This is a genomic window from Alistipes sp. HGB5 (genome assembly GCF_000183485.2).
Lineage (GTDB): Bacteria > Bacteroidota > Bacteroidia > Bacteroidales > Rikenellaceae > Alistipes > Alistipes finegoldii.
Window position 1 is genome coordinate 1 of record NZ_AENZ01000025.1, and the last position, 19,833, is coordinate 19,833.

The 19,833-nt window shown below is 61.9% G+C and carries 12 protein-coding genes; 9 read left to right on the top strand and 3 right to left on the bottom strand.

All coding sequences use genetic code 11. The features are described 5' to 3' along the window. The coding region (locus HMPREF9720_RS04265; RefSeq protein WP_009597074.1) for a 4-alpha-glucanotransferase at positions 1-982 on the top strand (982 nt) is incomplete at its 5' end. 374 nt (positions 983-1,356) lie between these two features. On the opposite strand, the gene HMPREF9720_RS04270 is transcribed toward HMPREF9720_RS04265, so the two are convergent. From HMPREF9720_RS04270 to HMPREF9720_RS15810, 3 genes are read right to left on the bottom strand one after another with little or no spacing between them, the layout of a single operon-like run. Next, complete coding sequence (locus HMPREF9720_RS04270) at positions 1,357-2,109, bottom strand: LytR/AlgR family response regulator transcription factor (protein WP_009597005.1); 753 nt, start codon at positions 2,107-2,109, stop codon at positions 1,357-1,359. A gap of 1 nt (position 2,110) precedes the next feature. Next, positions 2,111-3,013: a sensor histidine kinase gene (locus HMPREF9720_RS15805; RefSeq protein WP_254654356.1), complete on the bottom strand. Its 903-nt coding sequence runs from the start codon at positions 3,011-3,013 to the stop codon at positions 2,111-2,113. Beyond that, entirely contained in the window at positions 2,925-3,485 is a 561-nt protein-coding gene (locus HMPREF9720_RS15810; protein ID WP_244264958.1) for a hypothetical protein, read from the bottom strand. Before HMPREF9720_RS15810 ends, HMPREF9720_RS15805 begins: the two co-directional genes overlap by 89 nt. Before the next feature lie 237 nt (positions 3,486-3,722). On the opposite strand from HMPREF9720_RS15810, the gene HMPREF9720_RS04285 reads away from it, so the two are divergent. From HMPREF9720_RS04285 to HMPREF9720_RS04320, 8 genes are all read left to right on the top strand, one after another. Next, positions 3,723-5,030 (top strand): MFS transporter, encoded by a 1,308-nt coding sequence (locus tag HMPREF9720_RS04285; RefSeq protein WP_009597071.1) that lies wholly within the window; start codon positions 3,723-3,725, stop codon positions 5,028-5,030. A 43-nt stretch (positions 5,031-5,073) separates the two neighbouring features. Then, a complete protein-coding gene (locus tag HMPREF9720_RS04290; RefSeq protein ID WP_009597038.1) occupies positions 5,074-8,115 on the top strand; it encodes a SusC/RagA family TonB-linked outer membrane protein in 3,042 nt (1,013 codons plus the stop codon). 13 nt (positions 8,116-8,128) lie between these two features. Beyond that, positions 8,129-9,787 carry a RagB/SusD family nutrient uptake outer membrane protein gene (locus HMPREF9720_RS04295; RefSeq protein WP_009597014.1) on the top strand — a complete coding sequence of 553 codons (1,659 nt, stop codon included), beginning with the start codon at positions 8,129-8,131 and terminating at the stop codon, positions 9,785-9,787. A 23-nt stretch (positions 9,788-9,810) separates the two neighbouring features. Beyond that, complete coding sequence (locus HMPREF9720_RS04300; RefSeq protein ID WP_009596999.1) at positions 9,811-11,625, top strand: SusE domain-containing protein; 1,815 nt, start codon at positions 9,811-9,813, stop codon at positions 11,623-11,625. 107 nt (positions 11,626-11,732) lie between these two features. Then, positions 11,733-14,051 carry an alpha-amylase family glycosyl hydrolase gene (locus HMPREF9720_RS04305; RefSeq protein ID WP_009597059.1) on the top strand — a complete coding sequence of 773 codons (2,319 nt, stop codon included), beginning with the start codon at positions 11,733-11,735 and terminating at the stop codon, positions 14,049-14,051. Between the two features lie 40 nt (positions 14,052-14,091). Next, positions 14,092-15,399 carry an alpha-amylase family glycosyl hydrolase gene (locus tag HMPREF9720_RS04310; protein WP_009597006.1) on the top strand — a complete coding sequence of 436 codons (1,308 nt, stop codon included), beginning with the start codon at positions 14,092-14,094 and terminating at the stop codon, positions 15,397-15,399. Positions 15,400-15,597: 198 nt separating this feature from the next. Then, the gene (locus tag HMPREF9720_RS04315; RefSeq protein ID WP_039939876.1) at positions 15,598-17,475 is read left to right on the top strand and encodes a glycoside hydrolase family 13 protein; all 1,878 of its coding nucleotides are present in this window, start codon (positions 15,598-15,600) and stop codon (positions 17,473-17,475) included. A 12-nt stretch (positions 17,476-17,487) separates the two neighbouring features. Beyond that, on the top strand, positions 17,488-19,683 hold the full coding sequence (locus tag HMPREF9720_RS04320) for a glycoside hydrolase family 97 protein (RefSeq protein ID WP_009597069.1): 2,196 nt from the start codon (positions 17,488-17,490) through the stop codon (positions 19,681-19,683). Positions 19,684-19,833 lie beyond the last annotated feature (150 nt).

Here is a 19,833-nt window from a genome sequence, read left to right on the forward strand (position 1 = left end):
TTCCGCAGATGAACTGCGCGGCATGGGCTTCGACACGCAGGACGGACGCTACACCACCCCGGCGCCCGACGAACACATGCTCGGGGAACTGTTCGGCGACCTGGCCGGCGAAGTCCGCGCCACCTGCATGAAGGAGGGGCGGTTACTGCCCGCCTATGCCACCCAGCGCAAGGTCGCAGCCCGCTTCCCGGGCGACGACGAACGCCAGACCCGGCTGCGGGAAGGGCTCATGGCATTGCTCGACGACGTGCTCTTCATCGAAGACCCGCGCCGCAAGGGCTATTTCCACCCCCGCATCGCCCCCCACTCGACGCACGCCTACCGCCGGCTCGACGGAGAGCGCCGTGCAGCTTTCGACCGGCTCTATACCGACTTCTTCTACCACCGGCACAACCGTTTCTGGCAGGAATCCGCCCTGCGCAAGCTCCCGGTGCTCCTCTCGGCGACCGAGATGCTGACCTGCGGCGAAGACCTGGGCATGATTCCCGACAGCGTCCCCGAGACGATGCACGAACTGCAAATCCTCTCGCTCGAAATCCAGCGCATGCCCAAGACGCCGGGGGAACTCTTCGCCGACCCGGCGCACTACCCCTATTTCTCGGTCTGCACCACTTCGACGCACGACATGAACCCGCTGCGGGCATGGTGGGAGGAAGACCGCGAACTCACGGCGCGCTTCTACCACGAAGCACTCGGCATCGGGGGCGACGTTCCCTATTTCTGCGAGCCGTGGATATGCCGGCGCATCCTCGACATGCACCTCAATTCCCCGGCGATGCTCACCATCCTGCCGTTGCAGGACTGGTTCTCGACCGACGGGGAACTGCGCTACCCCGACCCGGCCAAGGAACGCATCAACGTCCCGGCCGTCGCCCGATACTACTGGCGTTACCGAATGCACCTCCCGCTCGAGGAACTGCTGCACAAGGAGACTTTCAACGAGTCGCTGCACGACATGATCGCCTGCAGCGGGCGCCGCTGACGGGCAGACTGCGGCAGCGCCGACCCCGGCCGCAAAAATAAGGGGCGCCCCGGAATTTCCGGAGCGCCCCTTTTATCATGCCGCCGCGCCATCCTCCCGGGTGCCCCTGCGGAAACCTTCCACGGGAATCCCTTCCTGGGATCTCTCAACCGAAGCCCTCGAAGGACGCCTCCGGAGGAACGCCCGCAGCATGATCCTTCAAAGTGAACTTTCAGTCCTCGGCGGAAAATTCCAGAGGAACTCCTCTGCGGAACTCCCCTCTCCCGCCGGAACCGGAGCCCCCGCCCGCCGCAGGAACGGTAACCCGGAAGGCCGGAGGACAAAACCCGGAAACGGAGGGGGGGGGCCGAAGACCTGCCCGTCGCGACCAAGGCTCAGCCATTCCCCTCCAGCCACTTCAGGAAGTCGTCGACCCGCGACCGGCTCACCACCATCTCGAACTCCGGACGCGGACGTGCCGTGATCTTCAGCCGGTTGCCCAGGTATTTCACGATGCTGACGATCGCCGGCATGGCGATGATGCAGCTGCGCGATATGCGGAAAAACCGCCCGGGATCCAGTTCGTCCGAAAGGACGTCGAGCGACTGATCCATGATGTAGCGGTTGTTGTCGTTCGTGACAAGGTAGGTGTTTTTCTCTTCCGAGTAGAAATAGGCGATGTCGGTGGTCTGCACCGGGACGATCCGGTCGTTGAAACGCACGACATAGCGCTGTTTGTATTCGCGCGGGCTGCGGATTGCGTTCAGCAATACGTCGGGGTCGATGCCCCCGCTCCGCACACGGCAACGTTCCACGGCACGCCGCAGCGCCGCGAGGTCGATCGGTTTGAGCAGGTAGTCGATGCTGTTGACCTCGAACGCCCGCACGGCGTAATTGTCATATGCGGTGGTCATGATGACCCGCGCCGTTACGTCCGCCTGGCGGAATATCTCGAAGCAATCCCCGTCGGAGAGTTCCACGTCCATGAAAATCACATCGGCACTGTTCCCCGGCGTGCGCAGCCAGAGCACCGTTTCCCTGACCGAGCCGGTCGTCCCGACGATCCGTACGTCGGGAAAATGCTGGGTCAGCGCTCGCGCCAGGTTTGCCTGGGCCATCATTTCGTCTTCTACGATCAGTACGTTCATATTACAGCAACGGTAAGGTGACACAATATTCGGTATCGGTACGGCGTATCCCGATCGGGATGCCCGACAGGTCGAGGTACTGCTGGCGGATGTAGTTCAGCCCCACACGGGTCGAGGGGTTGCCGGATACCTTCAACTGAAGGTTATTCGACACCGTCACGGCCTCGGCCTCGGCCTCGGCGACGATGCGGATCACCAGCGGCCGGTCGGCCCCCACCGAGTTATGCTTGATGGCGTTTTCGATCAGCAACTGCACCGAGCAGGGCAGAACATGGCGATTCATGACCTCGTCCGAAATATCGGTCTCCACGCGAAACCCTTCGGGGAAACGCACCTGTAACAGGTCGACGTACATCCCCACGAAGGCCATCTCCTCGCGCAGGCGCACGAGTGTCTCCTCCTCGTTCTGGAGCATGTAACGGTAAATGCCCGCCAGTTTATGGATGTAGGCGCTGGCCTGCTCCGTGCGCTGCTCGCAGACCAGGCAGTCGAGGATATTGAGCGAGTTGAACAGGAAATGGGGGTTGACCTGCTGTTTGAGTTTCATGTAACGGAACTGCGCCTGGTGCGCCTTGCCGCGCTCGGCACGCAGCACGGCACGTGCGACCAGGGCGTAATCGACCATAAATACGACCGAATAGAGGGTCACCTCGACCAGCAGGGTGACGATCCACAGTTGCAGGAACTCCCGTGCGGTGAACGAGCGGTCGAAGGCGAACGGCAGGTGCAGCCCCGTAATGAGCGCCACGCAGGCCGACGTGAGCAGCACGAACAGAAGGAAGGCCGCGATTTCGGCGATCGGGCCGTGTCGGGTTTCACGCCTGCGCGTATGCCGGACATAGATGATATTGACGCACAGCAGGATAATCAGTGCCGCGGAATTGGAAGCCAGCAAGTCGGCCATGTGGTAGAGGCGGTCTGTGGAAAAGGAGGGCGAGGCGAAAAGCTCGACATAGGCCAGCCTCAGCACGAAAATCCCCCCCCACGGCCAGCAGCAGCAACCCGATGCGGGGCGTCCAGGCCGAGGAGCGGCTCGCCGTGTCGTCGCCGCGGCGGAACAACTTGGTGAACCACACGATGCTCCAGCCCAGGATCTCGGTGGTGATGAAGGTCGAGACGGCATGCACCACGGGCGAGGCGTGCAATAACAGCTCGATCAACTGCGCACCGCCCGTACCCAGCAGGTAGCCGATCACGTTGACGACGATCACGCTGGCAGCGGTGAACTCCACGTTCAGTCCCCGTTTGAGGCAGATCAGCACGATCAGCACGATCGTCAGCAGCGTCAGCACCAACTCGTCGTTGATCCCCGCCAGATGGCACGAAAGGGCGACCACGGCATGGAGCACGGCGAACAGGTGGATGATTCCGGACACTTTGAGCGATCGCATATAGGCTGACTGAGGCTGTATTAAAGTATATACGGGTTTCGTTTATTACGAATAAAGGTAGTGTTTTTCCGCGGAAATTCCAAATCGTCCCCCGCGGGCTACCGTTCGTCGCAAAAATCCGCCCGTTCATCCGGCTGAACCTTCCGTTCGTCGCCCTGCGGTTCGCCGTCCGGATTTTTTTATTAAAATTTGTATAACCTGAAAACCAACCGAAAAACCGAAATGACCAAGCCTAAACTCTCATTTTGGCAGATTTGGAACCTCAGCTTCGGCTTCCTCGGCGTGCAGATCGGATATTCGCTCCAGAATTCCAACACGTCGAGCATCTTCGAATCGCTGGGGGCAGATGTCAGCCACCTGAGCTACTTCTGGCTGGCGGCACCGCTGGCCGGCATGATCGTCCAGCCCATCGTGGGGCTTTTTTCCGACGGCACCTGGACGCGCTGGGGCCGCCGCATCCCCTACATCCTGGGCGGGTCGCTGATCTCGGCGCTGGCGCTGGTGCTCATGCCCAACTGCCCCAAACTGCTCGCCTTCGCCCCGCTCGCCATGGGGGCTTTCATCCTGCTGTTCATGGATTTGTCGTTCAACGTCACGATGCAGCCCTTCCGGGCGCTGGTGGCCGACATGCTCGACGATTCGCAGAAGACACAGGGCTACGTGGTACAAACCTTCCTGATAAACCTCGGTGCGGTCGTCGGCGCTATCCTGCCGCTCGTCATGACATGGCTCGGCGTGTCGGACGAGGCCGCTCCGGGGCATGTTTCGCCGCACATCGCCTACTCCTACTATGCCGGGGGCGCGATCCTGCTGCTCACGGTGCTCGTCACCTCGTTCAAGACACGGGAATATCCGCCCGGGGAGTTCGCCCGCTACAACAACCTCTCCGAGGAGGACGCCAAACCGATGAGCTTCGTCGGCCTCATGCGCAACGTCCCCGGCGTGATGGTGCGGCTGGGCGTCACGCAGTTCTTCTCGTGGGCGGCGCTCTTCCTGATGTGGACTTACCTCAAACCCGCCATCACGGGTGTAGTCACCGACCATGCCACGGGCGAAGTGCTCTCGGCCGGCGCCACGCAGACATGGGTCGGCGTGCTCAACGGCACCTACCCCATCCCCGCCTGCATCGCCGCCCTGTTCCTCGGGCGCGTCGCCGCGCGCTACGGCAACAAACCCGTCTACGCTGCCTGCCTGCTCGCCGGGGCGCTGGGCTTCGCGGGGTTGTGCCTGCTGCACGACCAATACGCGCTGATGCTCCCGATGGTAGGGATCGGCATCGCCTGGGCGGGCATCCTCGCCATGCCCTACGCCATCCTGTCGCGCGCGGTCGAACCGCGCCGCATGGGCGTATACATGGGTATCTTCAATTTCACGATCACCGTCCCCCAGATCGTCATCGGACTGACCGGCGGTGCCATCGTCAAGTACTGCTTCGCCTCCGACGCGGCCGACATGCTGGCGCTCGCCGGGGTCTTCATGCTGCTGGCCGCCGTGTCGGTCTTCCTGGTCAAAGAACACAAGGCCGAATGACCTACAATCCATAAAATCAACTTATAAACTAACCAAAATTCTTATGAAACGATTTTTAACTATGTGTGCGGGTATCTTGCTCATATGTCAATTTACCCCCCCCCTCACGCTGGCACAAAACGCTGGTTATGAGGTAAAAGGCGTAGTTGTCGACAAGTCTGGGATGCCGATTTTGGGCGCTACCGTCGTCGAAAAGGGCACGACCAACGGTGTCTCGACGGGCATCAACGGCGACTATGCCATCCGCGCCGCCGGCCCCGAGTCGGTCATCGAGGTCAGCTATGTCGGTTACAAGACCGTCAGCCTGGTGGCCAGTTCGTCGCTGCTGGTGCACCTCACGCTTGAAGAGGATGCCATGGGTATCGACGACGTGGTGGTGATCGGCTACGGTACAATCAAGAAAAACGACATGACCGGTTCGGTCGTGGCGATCAAGGCCGAAGAGTTCAACCGCGGCGCCGTGGTCTCCACACAGGACATGCTCAAGGGTAAGGTTCCGGGCGTGCACATCATCCCCGGCGACGGAGGCCCCGGATCGAGCGCCACCATCCGCGTGCGCGGTGCGGCTTCGCTCAACGCCTCGAACGACCCGCTGATCGTGATCGACGGGGTGCCCATCGCAGTCGACGGCGGCAAGGGTATGGCCAACCCGCTGGAGACGATCAACCCCAACGACATCGAATCCTTCACCGTGCTCAAGGACGCTTCGGCGGCGGCCATCTACGGTTCGCGCGCCTCGAACGGCGTCATCCTTGTCACCACCAAGAAGGGGCGCGGCAACACGCCCCGCGTATCGTACAGCGGCAGCGTGAGCGTCCAGACCAACTCCGACGAGCTGCCCGTGATGTCGCCCGGCGAGTTCCGCACCTACATCGACCAGGTATACCCCGCAGGTACGACCACGGGCGACAAGGTGCAGTCGATGCTCGGCGACAAGAACACCAACTGGCAGGACTTGGTCTTCCGCACCGCCATTTCGCATGACCACAACGTCAGCCTGATCGGCAACATCAACGATAGGATGCCCTACCGCGCATCGGTGGGCTACACCAACCAGCAGGGTACGCTCGAAACATCGAAATACGAACGCGGGACGCTCGACCTGAGCCTCTCGCCCAACTTCTTCGACAAGCACCTCACGGTCAACCTCAACGCCAAGGGCGTCATCACGTCGCAGCGCTACGCCTCGGGCGGCGTGGTGGGTTCGGCGGCCTTCTTCAACCCCACGATCGACCCCTATTTCCGCAACGACGACGGTTCGATCGACTACACGACCACCAACGGATACTGGAACTACGGATCGGGCCGCGGCGAGGACTTCACGCCCAACACCCTGCTGGGCGCAGGCCCGCTCTCGCAGCTCTACGACCGCGACAATACGGCGCGTGCCAAGCGTTTCATCGGCAACGCCCAGATCGACTATAAGGTTCACGGCTTCGAGGCGCTGCGCTTCAACCTCAACCTCGGCCTCGACGTATCGAGCGCCAAGACCTACGACGGCGTGAACCCCGGCTCGTTCCAGGCATACACCGACACCGAGGCCCGCGGCTGGGGACAGTATTCGTGGACGACGAACTTCCGCCGCAACCAGCTGCTCGAATTCTACGCCAACTTCAATAAGGAGTGGGGCATCCACCACCTCGACGTGATGGCCGGTTATTCGTGGCAGCATTTCTACAGCTCCGACCACTCGGTATCCTATTTCAACGAGACGCACGAGCAGAAGGGCGAGGATTCGCGCTACCCGTTCAACCGCCAGGAGAATTATCTGCTCTCGTTCTACGGACGCCTGAACTATTCGATCGCCTCGAAATACCTCTTCTCCTTCACACTGCGTGACGACGCCTCATCGCGTTTCTCGAAGGATACCCGCTGGGGCCTCTTCCCTTCGGGCGCCTTTGCGTGGAACATCGCCGAGGAGAATTTCCTGAAGGATTCGCGTGCCGTCTCGGCCCTCAAGCTGCGCGTCAGCGTGGGGCAGACCGGGCAGCAGGAGATCGGCTCCAATTATCCCTACCTGGCGCGTTACTACATGTCGACCGACGTCTATAAGACCTATTACATGGGCAGCGCCGGGCACATGTTCTACCTCACGCCGGGCGCCTACGACCCCAACATCAAATGGGAGACCACGACGACCTACAACGTCGGCCTCGACTTCGGGTTCCTCGGCGGGCGCATCAACGGCAGCGTCGACTGGTACCTGCGTCAGACGGACGACCTCCTGAACAACGTCATCACCCCCATGGGCTCGAACTTCGGCAACACGGTGCTCACCAACATCGGCTCGATGGAGAACAAGGGCGTGGAGTTCAACCTGAATTTCATCCCCGTGCAGACCAAGGACTGGAACCTCACGGTCGGCTTCAACGGCACGTTCCAGCACACCGAGTTCACCAAGCTCAACAACACCGACGACCCCGACTACGCCATCCAGGTGAGCAGCATCACCAAGGGTACGGGCAACCTGCTCCAGCGCCACATGGTGGGTTATGCACCCTACACCTACTACTGCTTCCAGCAGGTTTACGACCAGGACGGCAAGCCGATCCAGAACGCATTGGTGGATCGCAACAAGAACGGCCAGATCGACCAGGGCGACCGTTACATGACCGACAAGAGCCCCAACCCCGACTTCTTCTACGGCATCAGCCTCAAGCTGAGCTACAAGAACTGGGACTTCGGCTTCAACGGCCACGGTTCGGCGGGCAACTGGGTCTTCAACGACTTCGCCTCGGCCAACTCGACGTCCAACATCGACATCAACGCCGGCAACCTGCCCAACTTCGCACGGCTGGTCAAGAAGACCGGCTTTACGAAGGCCAACAGCGGCGAGCAGTGGTATTCGGACATGTTCCTCGAAAACGCTTCGTTCTTCCGCATGGACGACATCAACCTCGGGTACACGTTCAACAAGATTGGCAACTGGAAGGGCTCGATGCGCGTCGCCTTCGGCGTGCAGAACGCATTCGTCATCACCGATTACAGCGGCGTAGACCCCGAAATACCGGGCGTCAACGGCATCGACGGCTCGATCTGGCCGCGCCCGCGCACCTATTCGCTGCGTCTGAATGTAAACTTCTAAAAACGAACGAACCATGAAAATCGACATAAAACATTTCGCCTTGGCGGCGGCAGGCGCAACGATGCTGCTCACTTCGTGCATCGGGGATCTCGACACCCTGCCCCTCAACCCGTCCGACTCGACCTCGGAGACCGTCTACGGGAAAGACGAGAACGGCTACCTGGCCGGGCTCACCAAACTCTATTTCAATTTCGTCTCGAACGACACCACCGACCTGCAGGTCAGCGACGGCGGCGCCTCGGAGCTCATCCGCGCATTCTGGACGATCCAGGAGGTTACGGCCGACGCCTGCAAATGCGCCTGGGAGAACGACGCCTGGGTTCGCGCCATGAATACCGACACGTGGTCCGACGCCGACAACGACGCGACCTACGCCGTCTACGTACGTACGTTGCAGGGCATCGCCTACGTGAACGAGTACCTGCGCCAGACCGCCTCGGACAAACTCTCCGACCGCGGCGTGAGCAGCGAACTGGCCGCCAGGATCCAGAGCTTCCGTGCCGAGGCCCGTTTCCTGCGCGCCTATTTCTACTGGATCGCCCTCGACGTGTTCGGCGACGTGCCGTTTACGACCGAGACCTCGCCCTTCGGCGGCGGTGTGAACCCCAAACAGGCCTCGCGCAAGGATGTCTTTGACTACTGCATCTCGGAGCTGACCGACCTGGCTTCGGACGAAAGCGCGATGCCTGCCGCACGCTCGAACTACCCGCGTGCCGACAAGGGTGCGGTCAACGGCCTGCTGGCCCGCATGTACCTCAATGCCGAGGTTTATGCCGGCACCCCGATGTGGACGGAGGCCAAATCCGCCTGCGAAGCGATCTTCGGCATGGGCTACTCGCTCTGCCCGGAGTATTCCGACCTCTTCCGCGGCGACAACGGCGAGAACGCCGACGCCCTGAAGGAGATCATCTTCGGCGTGGCATACGACGCCGAGCAGACGCAGTCCTACGGCGGCACGTCGTACCTGACGCTGGCAGCCATCGCCGCCACCGACGTGACGGCCGAACAGAAGATCAACGGCGTGAACAACGGCTGGGCCGGCATCCGCGTACCCTACGAATACGTACAGAAATATTTCAACGCCCGCAACGCGGACTACACCACGGGCGAATATACGGTCAACGACAAACGCGGCGGAATGTTCTACATCAAAGGCCGCCAGGAGTCGATGAACGATGCGCTCTATGTCTTCCTCAACGGGTGGACTTGCCTCAAGTTCAACAACATCCCCCACAACATGACCAACGACGAATTCCTTGCCACGGCTGCATCGAAGGCATACAGCGACATCGACTTCCCGATGATCCGCCTGGGCGAGATCTACCTGATCTACGCCGAGGCCTGCATGAACCTGGGACAGGCCAACACCGCGCTGCCGAAGCTCAAGGAGCTGACCGACCGCGCCGGGGTATCGGCCCCCTCGTCGGTCACGGCCGACTACCTGCTCGAGGAGCGTGCCCGCGAGCTGATGTGGGAGGGGCACCGCCGCACCGACCTGATCCGCTACGGCAAGTTCACCACCCCGTCGTTCCTCTGGACATACAAGGGCGGCACCTTCACCGGACAGGGGTTCGATGATTACATGAAAATCTTTGCCATCCCTTCGTCGGAGCTCGCTTCCAACCCCGAACTGCACCAGAATCCCGGCTACGGAAACGCAACCGATAAATAACCAACCCTAAAAATCGTACGACTATGAAAATTACACGATATGCGATGATGCTGGCGGCTGCGACGGGGCTCCTCTCCGCCTGCCAAAAGCTCGACGAGGTAAAGGCCTACGACCCCGACAAGGTCGTGGCGCCCGTGCTGCATGCGCTGCCCGGGGAGATCGTCATTACGCCCGACAACATGGGCTCGACGCAGACCTTCACCTGGGACGCCGCCGACTTCGGCGTCCGCACCCAGATCAACTACTCGATCGAAGCCTCGTACAACGACGGTGCGAAACTGGTGCTCTTCACGGGAATGAACGGCACCTCGTCGGAACAGACCTATGAAAGCCTCAACAACATCCTTGCGCTGTCCGTGGAAGACGGCGGCCTGGGGGTTCCCTCGGGCGAACCTACGGACGTGGATTTCTACATCAGCGCCACGATCGGCACCGACTTCGAAAAATTCTACTCCGCCCCCGCCACCGTCCGCATGACCGTGACGACGGCCGAGCGTACCTATCCCCAGGTCTGGGTAATCGGCGATTACTGCGGCTGGAATTTCGACAACGCACAGGGACTGTTCTGTTTCTCCGGCGACGAGGTCACCTACGAAGCTATCGTTGACTTGGGCGAAAAAGCCGCCAACGGCTTCAAACTGAGCGGCGAAGCCGGTTGGAACGATGCCTGCAACTGGGGCACCGACGGTGATGCTGCGGCTCCGGAAACGGAAGCCCCGTCGATCACGCTGATCTCCAGCGGCGGTTCCGGAAACATCATGGTCTATTCCAAGCGCTTCTACCGCTTCGTATTCGACCGTTCGACATTAACGTTAAGCAATAAGCTGTCGTTCAACTCGATGGGTATTATCGGCGATGCCACTCCGGGCGGCTGGGACACCGACACGGAGATGAATTTCGACACCCAAAAACAGCGTTTCTGGGTCGACGTCACACTGACCGCCGGGGAATTCAAATTCCGTGCGGACAACGACTGGGCGATAAACTTCGGCGGGGCGGACGGACGCCTTTCGCAGAACGGCGACAACATCAAGGCCACGGCGGGCAACTACCGCGTATACGCAACCCTGAACAACTCTGCGGAGATCACCTACGAACTCAATGCCGGCGACTACGGCACGGGCGGCGGCGAAGAACCCGACCCGGGGCCGGAAAAGGCCGACTGGTACATCCACGGCCAGACCGTCGCAACCCCCGACTGGGGCCCGACGGCCATGGAGAGCGCCAGCTCGAACATCGTGGCCTACAAGGCCGCAGGGGTCGAGGTAGCCGCCAACTCGGAATTCCTCTTCAAGAGCGGCGACGAGTCGCAGTGGATCGGGGCCGACGCCGCATTCGCCGGCAGCAGCCCCTACACCTGCACGATCGGCTCGGCCTTCAAGGTTTCCGCCGACAAGGTCAATGCCGTGATCGCCGAAGCCGGCACGTACGACTACTGGCTGCTGCCCGAGGCGGGACGCGCCTACGTGATGGCCGCAGGCGCCAAGCCCGAGCTGGTCGCCGACACATGGGGACTGGTCGGCAACATCACCGGATGGGGTGACCTGGGCGATTTCTCCATGAGCGAGGAGGGCGCCTACCTCGTTCGCAAAGGCGTAGTCCTGACCACCGCCAGCGAATTCAAGATCCGCTTCAACAACGCCTGGGACGACTCCAAGAACTACGGCACGGCGTCGGGCGGTGCGGTCGACATCAACAAGGCCGTCGACATCATCACCAGCGGCGGTTCGCAGAACATGAAAGTCCAGCTCGACGGCACCTACGACATCTATTTCGACCTCGCGAATTCGCAGATATACATCATGTCCGAGGGCAAGACCCCGGCAGAGGCCGAATAACGGCCACCCTTTCACGGGACGGCACACAGAGATTGCCGTCCCGTTTCTGGCCTGCCGCCCCTGACCGGACAGCAGGCCCCGAAACGAACTTTAACCGAGATTCCGCTATGAAAAAATTTCTTTTCCTGCTGCTGGCACTCGTACTTTCCGTATCCGTGTCGTGCAGCGACGACAAGACCGGCGATACCGGCGGCAGTATGCTCTCCGTGACCCCCACGGAGATAGAATTCGAAGCCGCAGGCGGCAGCCGGCTGCTCGACCTGCGCACCGATGCGGGCGCGTGGTCGCTGACGCAGAGCGACAATACCGCATGGTGCACACCGGCCCTCACATCGGGCAAAACCTCCACGTCGTTCGCGGTCACGGCGACCGCAAACGAGTCGTCGAAACGCTCCGCGACGCTTACCTTCACCGCCCCGGGCTGCGATCCGGTCGTCGTCACCGTGACACAGAGCGGCGATGCCTCCCAGGATTTCGAGGGCGAGCAGGTCGTCGCCCAGCCCGATGCGTGGGACAACCGCAAACGCGCCGACATAAGCTACCAGCTGCTGGTATACAGCTTTGCCGACGGCAACGGCGACAAGGTGGGCGACCTGCCGGGGCTGACCCGGCGGCTCGACTACATCGACGCACTCGGCGCCTCGGCCGTGTGGCTCTCACCGATCCATCCGGCGGCTTCGTACCACGGTTACGACGTGCTCGACTACGAGGCGGTCAACCCCGCCTTCGGGACGGACGCCGACCTGAGGGCATTCATCGACGCGGCCCATGCCCGCGGCATCCGGGTCTACCTGGATTACGTGCTCAACCATACAGGCAAAGACCACCCGTGGTTCAAATCGGCCGCCGCGTCCGAAGGGAGCCCTTACCGTGACCGCTATATCTTCTCCGAAGACCCGCAGGCCGACATCGCGGCCGGGCGGATCGACCAGATCGCCACGGAAGGCGCCGCAGGCTACGATGCCGGACAATGGTTCTCGACCGACACGGGGGCGGGTGCCGCCGGGCGCTTCAAGTTCGTACTCGACTGGACAAATGCCGACAGCCCGACGGTGACCGTTACCGAAACGACCGATGCCGCGGATGCGGACAATACGCAGGGCGGCGCGGACGACAAATACCTCTATTTCGGCAACGGTACGAGCAAACGCTTCTACGCCAGGGGCGGCAACAGTTACGAACTGACGCTCGACTTCGATTCCGACTGGGGATTCCTCGTCCGCACCTCGACCACGTCGTGGGCCGCAGGCACCAAATACGGCGCCCCCGACAACCGGACGATCATCCGGTTCGGGGAGCCCTTCACCCTGATGTCGAACCGCTCGGCCGATCCGGCCAACGTGCAGTTCTCGCTGCCGACGATGTACCATTCGCACTTCTGGACGGCGGCATTCGCCGACCTCAACTACGGCAAGGCCGCCGAGGCCGAGCAGTCCGGGGCGTTCAAGGCCGTCACCGAAGCGGCCGACAAGTGGGTACGCATGGGCGTGGACGGGTTCCGCCTCGATGCCGTGAAGCACATCTACCACAACGCCTACAACGACGAGAACCCCACGTTCCTCAAGAAATTCTACGACCGCATGAACGAGAGCTACAAGGCCGCCGGCGGAGAGGGCGATTTCTACATGGTGGGCGAGATGCTCGACGAAGCGGACAAGGCGGCACCCTATTACCGGGGGCTGCCGGCGCTGTTCGAATTCACGTTCTGGTACAAGCTCAAATGGGCGCTGCAAAACGGCATCGGATGCTATTTCGTCAAGGACATCCTCGACGTGCAGCCCCTCTACGCACAGTACCGCAGCGATTATATCGAAGCCACGAAACTTTCGAACCACGACGAGGATCGCACGGGCTCCGACCTGGGACAGTCCGCCGAAAAGATGAAGGTGGCGGCCGCCGTGCTGCTCACGGCGCAGGGCGCACCCTACATTTACCAGGGCGAAGAGCTCGGGTACTGGGGCACCAAATCCAACGGCGACGAATATGTCCGCACCCCGATCCTGTGGGACAAGGCGGGCAACGAACTGGCTTCGGGAAGCCTCTCGGGCAAGATCGACATGCAGATGCTGACCCCGGCGATCTCGGTCGAGGCACAGGCCGACGACGACGGTTCGCTGCTCAACCTCTACCGCACGTTCGCCCGGCTGCGCAACACCTACCCCGTGCTGGCGCAGGGCAAGATGGTCAAACACCCGGTCTACAACGACGGCAACACCTCGCAGCAATCCATCGCGGCCTGGTACCGCGAGCTGGACGGCGAACGGATGCTCGTCGTGCACAACTTCGGCCGGGAGGAGCAGATACTGACCCTTACCGACCAACCGGACAAGGCCGTAGGCGTCTCAGGTGAAGTGAAACTTCAGCGCGGCGACGCTTCGTCGAAACTGCTCATGGGCGCCTGGTCGTCGGTGGTATTCACGCTCTAAACGACACGCCATGAAACGCTTGCCCGCATTACTTCTCGCAATGGTACTGGTTGCCTGCGGCACACGGCCGCAGCAACCGGCCGCCCACCCCGACTGGAGTTACAACTCGGTCGTCTACGAAATGAACGTGCGCCAGTACACCCCCGAAGGGACGCTGGCGGCGGCCGCACGCCACCTGCCCCGGCTCAGAGAACTGGGCGTGGACGTCGTCTGGCTGATGCCCGTCTACCCCATCGGCGTCAAGGAGCGCAAGGGAACCCTCGGCTCGTACTACGCCATCTCCGACTACGAAGCCGTCAACCCCGAATTCGGCACGCTGGAGGATTTCGACCGGTTCCTGGCCGAAGCCCACAGACTCGGGCTGCGCGTGATCCTGGACTGGGTGGCCAACCACACCTCGCCCGATGCCCGCTGGATCGAGGAGCATCCGGCCGACTGGTATGTGCGCGACTCGCTGGGCAACACCATCGTGCAGTACGACTGGACGGACATCGCCAAGCTCGACTACGGCAACGCGGACATGCGTGCCGCAATGGCGGCCGCCATGCGTTTCTGGCTCAACCGCGGCATCGACGGATTCCGCTGCGATATGGCGTGCGAGGTACCCATCGACTTCTGGCAGCAGACGCTGCCCGCACTGCGGAAGGAGTACCCCGGCATCTACCTGCTCGCCGAGGGCGAAGCCCCCGCATTGCACGACGGGGCGTTCGACGCCTCATATGCGTGGGAACTGCACCACCTGCTGAACGACATCGCACAGGGACGCAAAAGCGCCGCAGACCTGCGTGCCTACGTCGCCAGAGACTCCGCTGCCATGCCGCGCGAGGCGTTCCGCCTGATGTTCACCTCGAACCACGACGAAAACTCGTGGGCCGGGACGGAATTCGAGCGCATGGGCGACGCGGCACGCGTGATGGCGTTGCTGACCTTCACGCTGCCCAACGGGCAGCCGCTCGTCTATACCGGACAGGAGATGGGGTTCGACCACCGCTTCGAGTTCTTCGAGAAAGACCCCGTACCCGCGTGGGAACATAACGGGTTTACGGATTTCTACACCGCACTGATCCGGCTGCGCCACGAGAACCCGGCGCTCGCAGCCGGGGAACGCGGCGGGCAGGCCGCATACCCGCTCGGCGAACGAACACCCGACGGCCTGATGCTGTTTTCCCGTACGGCCGGCGGCAACGAGGTGACAGTCGCTGCGAACCTCAGTGCGGAGGAGGTCGCATTCGACCTGCCGTTCGAGGGCTCGCGCCGCGAGTTCTTCACCGGGAAGGAATACACGGGCGGCACCCGCACCGTGCTTCCCGCATGGCAATGGCTGGTCTTCGCACAAGACAGGAGATAAAAGTTGCGGACATGCGCCGGGGATGCGCGGAAACAGCGACGGGAACCCCGATAGCACCCGACGGGAATAGACAGTAAACCATCCGAAAAGCACGGGGATGCGCATGAGAAGCACAAGGATGCCCCGGGCGAAACGGGAATCGCTGGAAACCGATTTTTTGCTAACTTTACAAACGACGATATTTTGAACCGATTTTTCATGACACTCGCAGCAGCCGGCCTGCTCTCCTGCACAGGGACAGGGCAGTCCGTATTCGACCCCGCCTCGGTGGCAGACGCCTCGGGCGAGGTTACCCGCGTCGAACCCCTCTCGTGGTGGACGGGAATGCAGACCCCGCTCCAGTTGCTCGTCAACGGGGCCGGCATCGCGGCATACGACGTCCGCATCGAAGGCGGACAGGGCGTCGGGGTGAAGGCCCGCCACAAAGCCGACAGTCCCAATTACCTATTCGTGGACGTGAAGGTGAAACCCGACGCGGAACCGGGCACCTACTACCTCGTATTCTCGCAGGGGGAACGGCAGTTCAAGGTTCCCTATGAGATCGCGGCACGCGCCGAAGGCTCGGCCGCACGCAAGAGTTTCACCACGGCCGACATGATCTACCTCCTGATGCCCGACCGCTTCGCCAACGGCGATGCGTCGAACGACTCGACGCCCCACACGCGGGAGCGCGCCGACCGCAGCGCCTTCTTCGGCCGCCACGGGGGCGACCTGCAGGGGATGATCGACCACCTGGATTACATCGCAGGGCTGGGCGCCACGGCCGTATGGCCCACGCCGCTGTTGCTGGACGACGAACCCGAAGGTTCGTACCACGGCTACGCCTGCGGCGACTACTACCGCATAGACCCCCGGTTCGGCTCGAACGAACTGTATAGGGAGTTCGTAGGCAAAGCCCACGAGCACGGGCTGAAGGTGATTATGGACATCGTCACCAACCACTGCGGCACGGGCCACTGGTGGATGAAAGACCTGCCTTTCAGGGACTGGATACACCAGTTCCCCGAATACACCGGGACGAACGTCTGCTTCTCGACGAACATGGATCCCAACGCTTCGCGCTACGACCTTGACCTGCAGGAGAGCGGCTGGTTCGTGCCGTCGATGCCCGACATGAACCTCGACAATCCCTACGTGCTGCAATATTTCAAGCAATGGGCCGTGTGGTGGATCGAGTATGCCGGCCTGGACGGGTTCCGCGTCGACACCTACCCCTACAACGAGAAGGTGCCGATGAGCGAGTGGTGCGCGGCCGTACGCAGGGAATACTCCGATTTCAACATCGTGGGCGAATGCTGGACGTCGTCGATCCCGCAACTGGCATACTGGCAGGGCGGCAATCCCAACAAGGACGGCTTCGACTCGCACCTGCCGTCGATCATGGATTTCCCGCTGCAGGAGGCCATCTGCCGGGCGCTGCCCACCGACTCGCTCCGCTGGGGCGAGGGCATGACGCGCGTCTACGACTGCCTGTCGCACGATTTCGTCTACCATGACCTGTCGAAAATGATGATCTTCGTCGCCAACCACGACACCGACCGCATCGGCGACATCGTACGCGGGAACCCCGACCGGCTGAAACTCTCGATGGCGATGCTGGCCACGATGCGCGGCATCCCGCAGATATTCTCGGGTGACGAGATGATGTTCACCTCGAAAGACCTCTCGCAGGGACACGGCGGGCTGCGCGTGGATTTCCCCGGCGGCTGGGAGGGCGACGCGGTGAACCTTTTCGACCCCGCGCAGCGCGATGCCGTACAGGCGGGGCTCTTCGACTACACGCAGCGGCTCTTCCAATGGCGCAAGTCGAAGCCCGTGATCCACAACGGCCGCACGATGCACTTCCTCTCGCGCGACAACACCTACGCCTATTTCCGTTATGACGACACCGACGCGGTATTCGTCTTCATCAACAACTCGCGGGGCAAGAAACAGGTGCCGTGGTCGCACTATGCCGAGATCGCCTCGGGGCTGAGCGACGGGCGCAACGTCCTGACAGGCGAAGCCACGGAAGTGGACGATACCACCACGGTCGGCCCGCGGCAGGCGCTGATCGTAGAATTCAAACGTAAATAACAAGACCGAACCATGAAGAAAATATTTTTATATATCTCCGCGCTGCTGGCCGGTGCAGCCTGCACGGCACAGGAGACGCTCCTCTCGCCCGACGGCCGCCTCCGCCTGGAGTTCAGCCTGGCGGATGGAGGCCGCCCCACCTATACGCTCGATTACAAGGAGCGCCCCGTGATCCTGCCCAGCGGCATGGGGCTCGAACTGCGCGGCGAAGCCCCAAAGCTGGAATTCGGGGCTGAAATCCGCAAGGGCGAACCAGGGCGCCCGGTATCGCTCTACGACGGGTTCACCCTCGGGCAGGTGGCCCGCAGCGAGTCCGACCAGACATGGCGTCCCGTATGGGGCGAGCAGGCCGAGATCCGCGACCGCTATAACGAAATGGCCGTCACGCTGCGGCAGGCCGCGACAGGCCGCGACATGACGATCCGCTTCCGGCTCTACGACGACGGGCTCGGATTCCGCTACGAATTCCCCGAACAGGAGTCGCTGACCTATTTCGTCATCGGCGAGGAGAAAACACAGTTCGCCATGGCGGGCGACCACACGGCGTTCTGGATCCCGGGCGACTACGACACGCAGGAGTACGACTACACGGAGTCGAAACTCTCGCAGATACGGGAGCTGATGCCCGGCGCCATCACGCCCAACTCGTCGCAGACGCCCTTCTCGCCCACGGGCGTACAGACGGCCCTGCAGATGAAGAGCGACGACGGGCTCTACATCAACATCCACGAAGCGGCGCTGGTCGACTATGCGTGCATGCACCTCGACCTGGACGACCGGAATTTCATCTTCACCTCGCACCTTACGCCCGACGCACAGGGGTGGAAAGGCTACATGCAGGCGCCCTGCCATACCCCGTGGCGCACGGTGACGGTCTCGGACGACGCCCGCGACATCCTCGCCTCGAAGCTGATCCTGAACCTCAACGAGCCGTGCGCCTATGACGACACCTCGTGGATCAAGCCCGTGAAATACATGGGCGTATGGTGGGAAATGATCACCGGCAAGAGCGACTGGGCCTATACGCGCGACGTGCCGTCGGTACAGCTCGGCGTGACGGATTACGCCCGATGCAGGCCCAGCGGCCGCCACGGCGCCGAGAACGAGAACGTGAAGCGGTACATCGACTTCGCGGCGGCACACGGGTTCGACCAGCTGCTCGTCGAAGGCTGGAACGTCGGCTGGGAGGACTGGTTCGGGCACACGAAGGATTACGTCTTCGATTTCGTGACCCCCTACCCCGATTTCGACATCGCCGCACTGAACGAATATGCGCACGGGAAAGGCATCCGGCTGATGATGCACCATGAAACGTCGGCTTCGGTGCGCAACTACGAACGCCACATGGAAGCGGCCTACCGCCTGATGGACAAATACGGGTACAACTCGGTCAAGAGCGGGTACGTGGGCGACATCCTGCCCCGCGGCGAGCACCATTACGGGCAGTGGATGAACAACCACTACCTCTATGCCGTCCGCCGGGCCGCCGACCACAAGATCATGGTCAACGCCCACGAGGCGGTGCGCCCGACGGGCCTCTGCCGCACCTACCCCAACCTGATCGGCAACGAGTCGGCACGCGGCACGGAGTACCAGGCGTTCGGCGGCTCGAAGCCCCACCATGTGACGATCCTGCCCTTCACGCGCCTGCAGGGCGGCCCGATGGACTACACGCCCGGCATCTTCGTGATGGACGTCGCGGAGGTCAACCCCGGCAACCACTCGCACGTCAACGCGACGCTCGCCAACCAGCTGGCGTTGTACGTGACGATGTACTCGCCGCTGCAGATGGCGGCAGACCTGCCCGAGCACTATGAGAAATACATGGATGCGTTCCGTTTCATCGAGGACGTCGCACTGGACTGGGAAGAGAGCCGCTACCTGCTGGCCGAACCGGGCGACTACATCGTCGTGGCGCGCAAGGCCAAAGACACGGGCGAGTGGTTCGTGGGCGGCGTGACGGACGAGAACCGACGTACGGTGACGCTCCCGTTCGACTACCTCGATCCCGGTAAGGAGTACGTGGCGACGCTCTACGCCGATGCCCCCGATGCCGATTACCAGACCAATCCGCAGGCATATGTCATCCGCACCGGGAAGGTCAGACAACGCACGGAACTCGACGTGGAGATGGCGCGCGGCGGAGGCTTTGCAATCTCCATACGCGAGGCAACCGACGCAGACCGCAAACTCTGCAAGCTGAAATAACGGGCGATGCCTGCGGACGGCAATCATGCCGGGGCCCACACAGCCCCCTCAAAAAATCCTTTGCCCCTCGTTCTTTTCAAGAACAGGGGCTTTTTTATGCGTATTTTTAAAACGCAAAAGTTCGCCCCTATATTATTGACTCCAAACCAT

Bases quoted from the DNA above. Each gene is read 5' to 3' on its own strand.
- HMPREF9720_RS04305 (WP_009597059.1), top strand. From the start codon at position 11,733: ATGAAAAAATTTCTTTTCCTGCTGCTGGCACTCGTACTTTCCGTATCC.
- HMPREF9720_RS04285 (WP_009597071.1), top strand. From the start codon at position 3,723: ATGACCAAGCCTAAACTCTCATTTTGGCAGATTTGGAACCTCAGCTTC.
- HMPREF9720_RS15805 (WP_254654356.1), bottom strand. From the start codon at position 3,013: ATGGCCGACTTGCTGGCTTCCAATTCCGCGGCACTGATTATCCTGCTG.
- HMPREF9720_RS04320 (WP_009597069.1), top strand. From the start codon at position 17,488: ATGAAGAAAATATTTTTATATATCTCCGCGCTGCTGGCCGGTGCAGCC.
- HMPREF9720_RS04270 (WP_009597005.1), bottom strand. From the start codon at position 2,109: ATGAACGTACTGATCGTAGAAGACGAAATGATGGCCCAGGCAAACCTG.
- HMPREF9720_RS04310 (WP_009597006.1), top strand. From the start codon at position 14,092: ATGGTACTGGTTGCCTGCGGCACACGGCCGCAGCAACCGGCCGCCCAC.
- HMPREF9720_RS04295 (WP_009597014.1), top strand. From the start codon at position 8,129: ATGAAAATCGACATAAAACATTTCGCCTTGGCGGCGGCAGGCGCAACG.
- HMPREF9720_RS04315 (WP_039939876.1), top strand. From the start codon at position 15,598: ATGACACTCGCAGCAGCCGGCCTGCTCTCCTGCACAGGGACAGGGCAG.
- HMPREF9720_RS04300 (WP_009596999.1), top strand. From the start codon at position 9,811: ATGAAAATTACACGATATGCGATGATGCTGGCGGCTGCGACGGGGCTC.
- HMPREF9720_RS04290 (WP_009597038.1), top strand. From the start codon at position 5,074: ATGAAACGATTTTTAACTATGTGTGCGGGTATCTTGCTCATATGTCAA.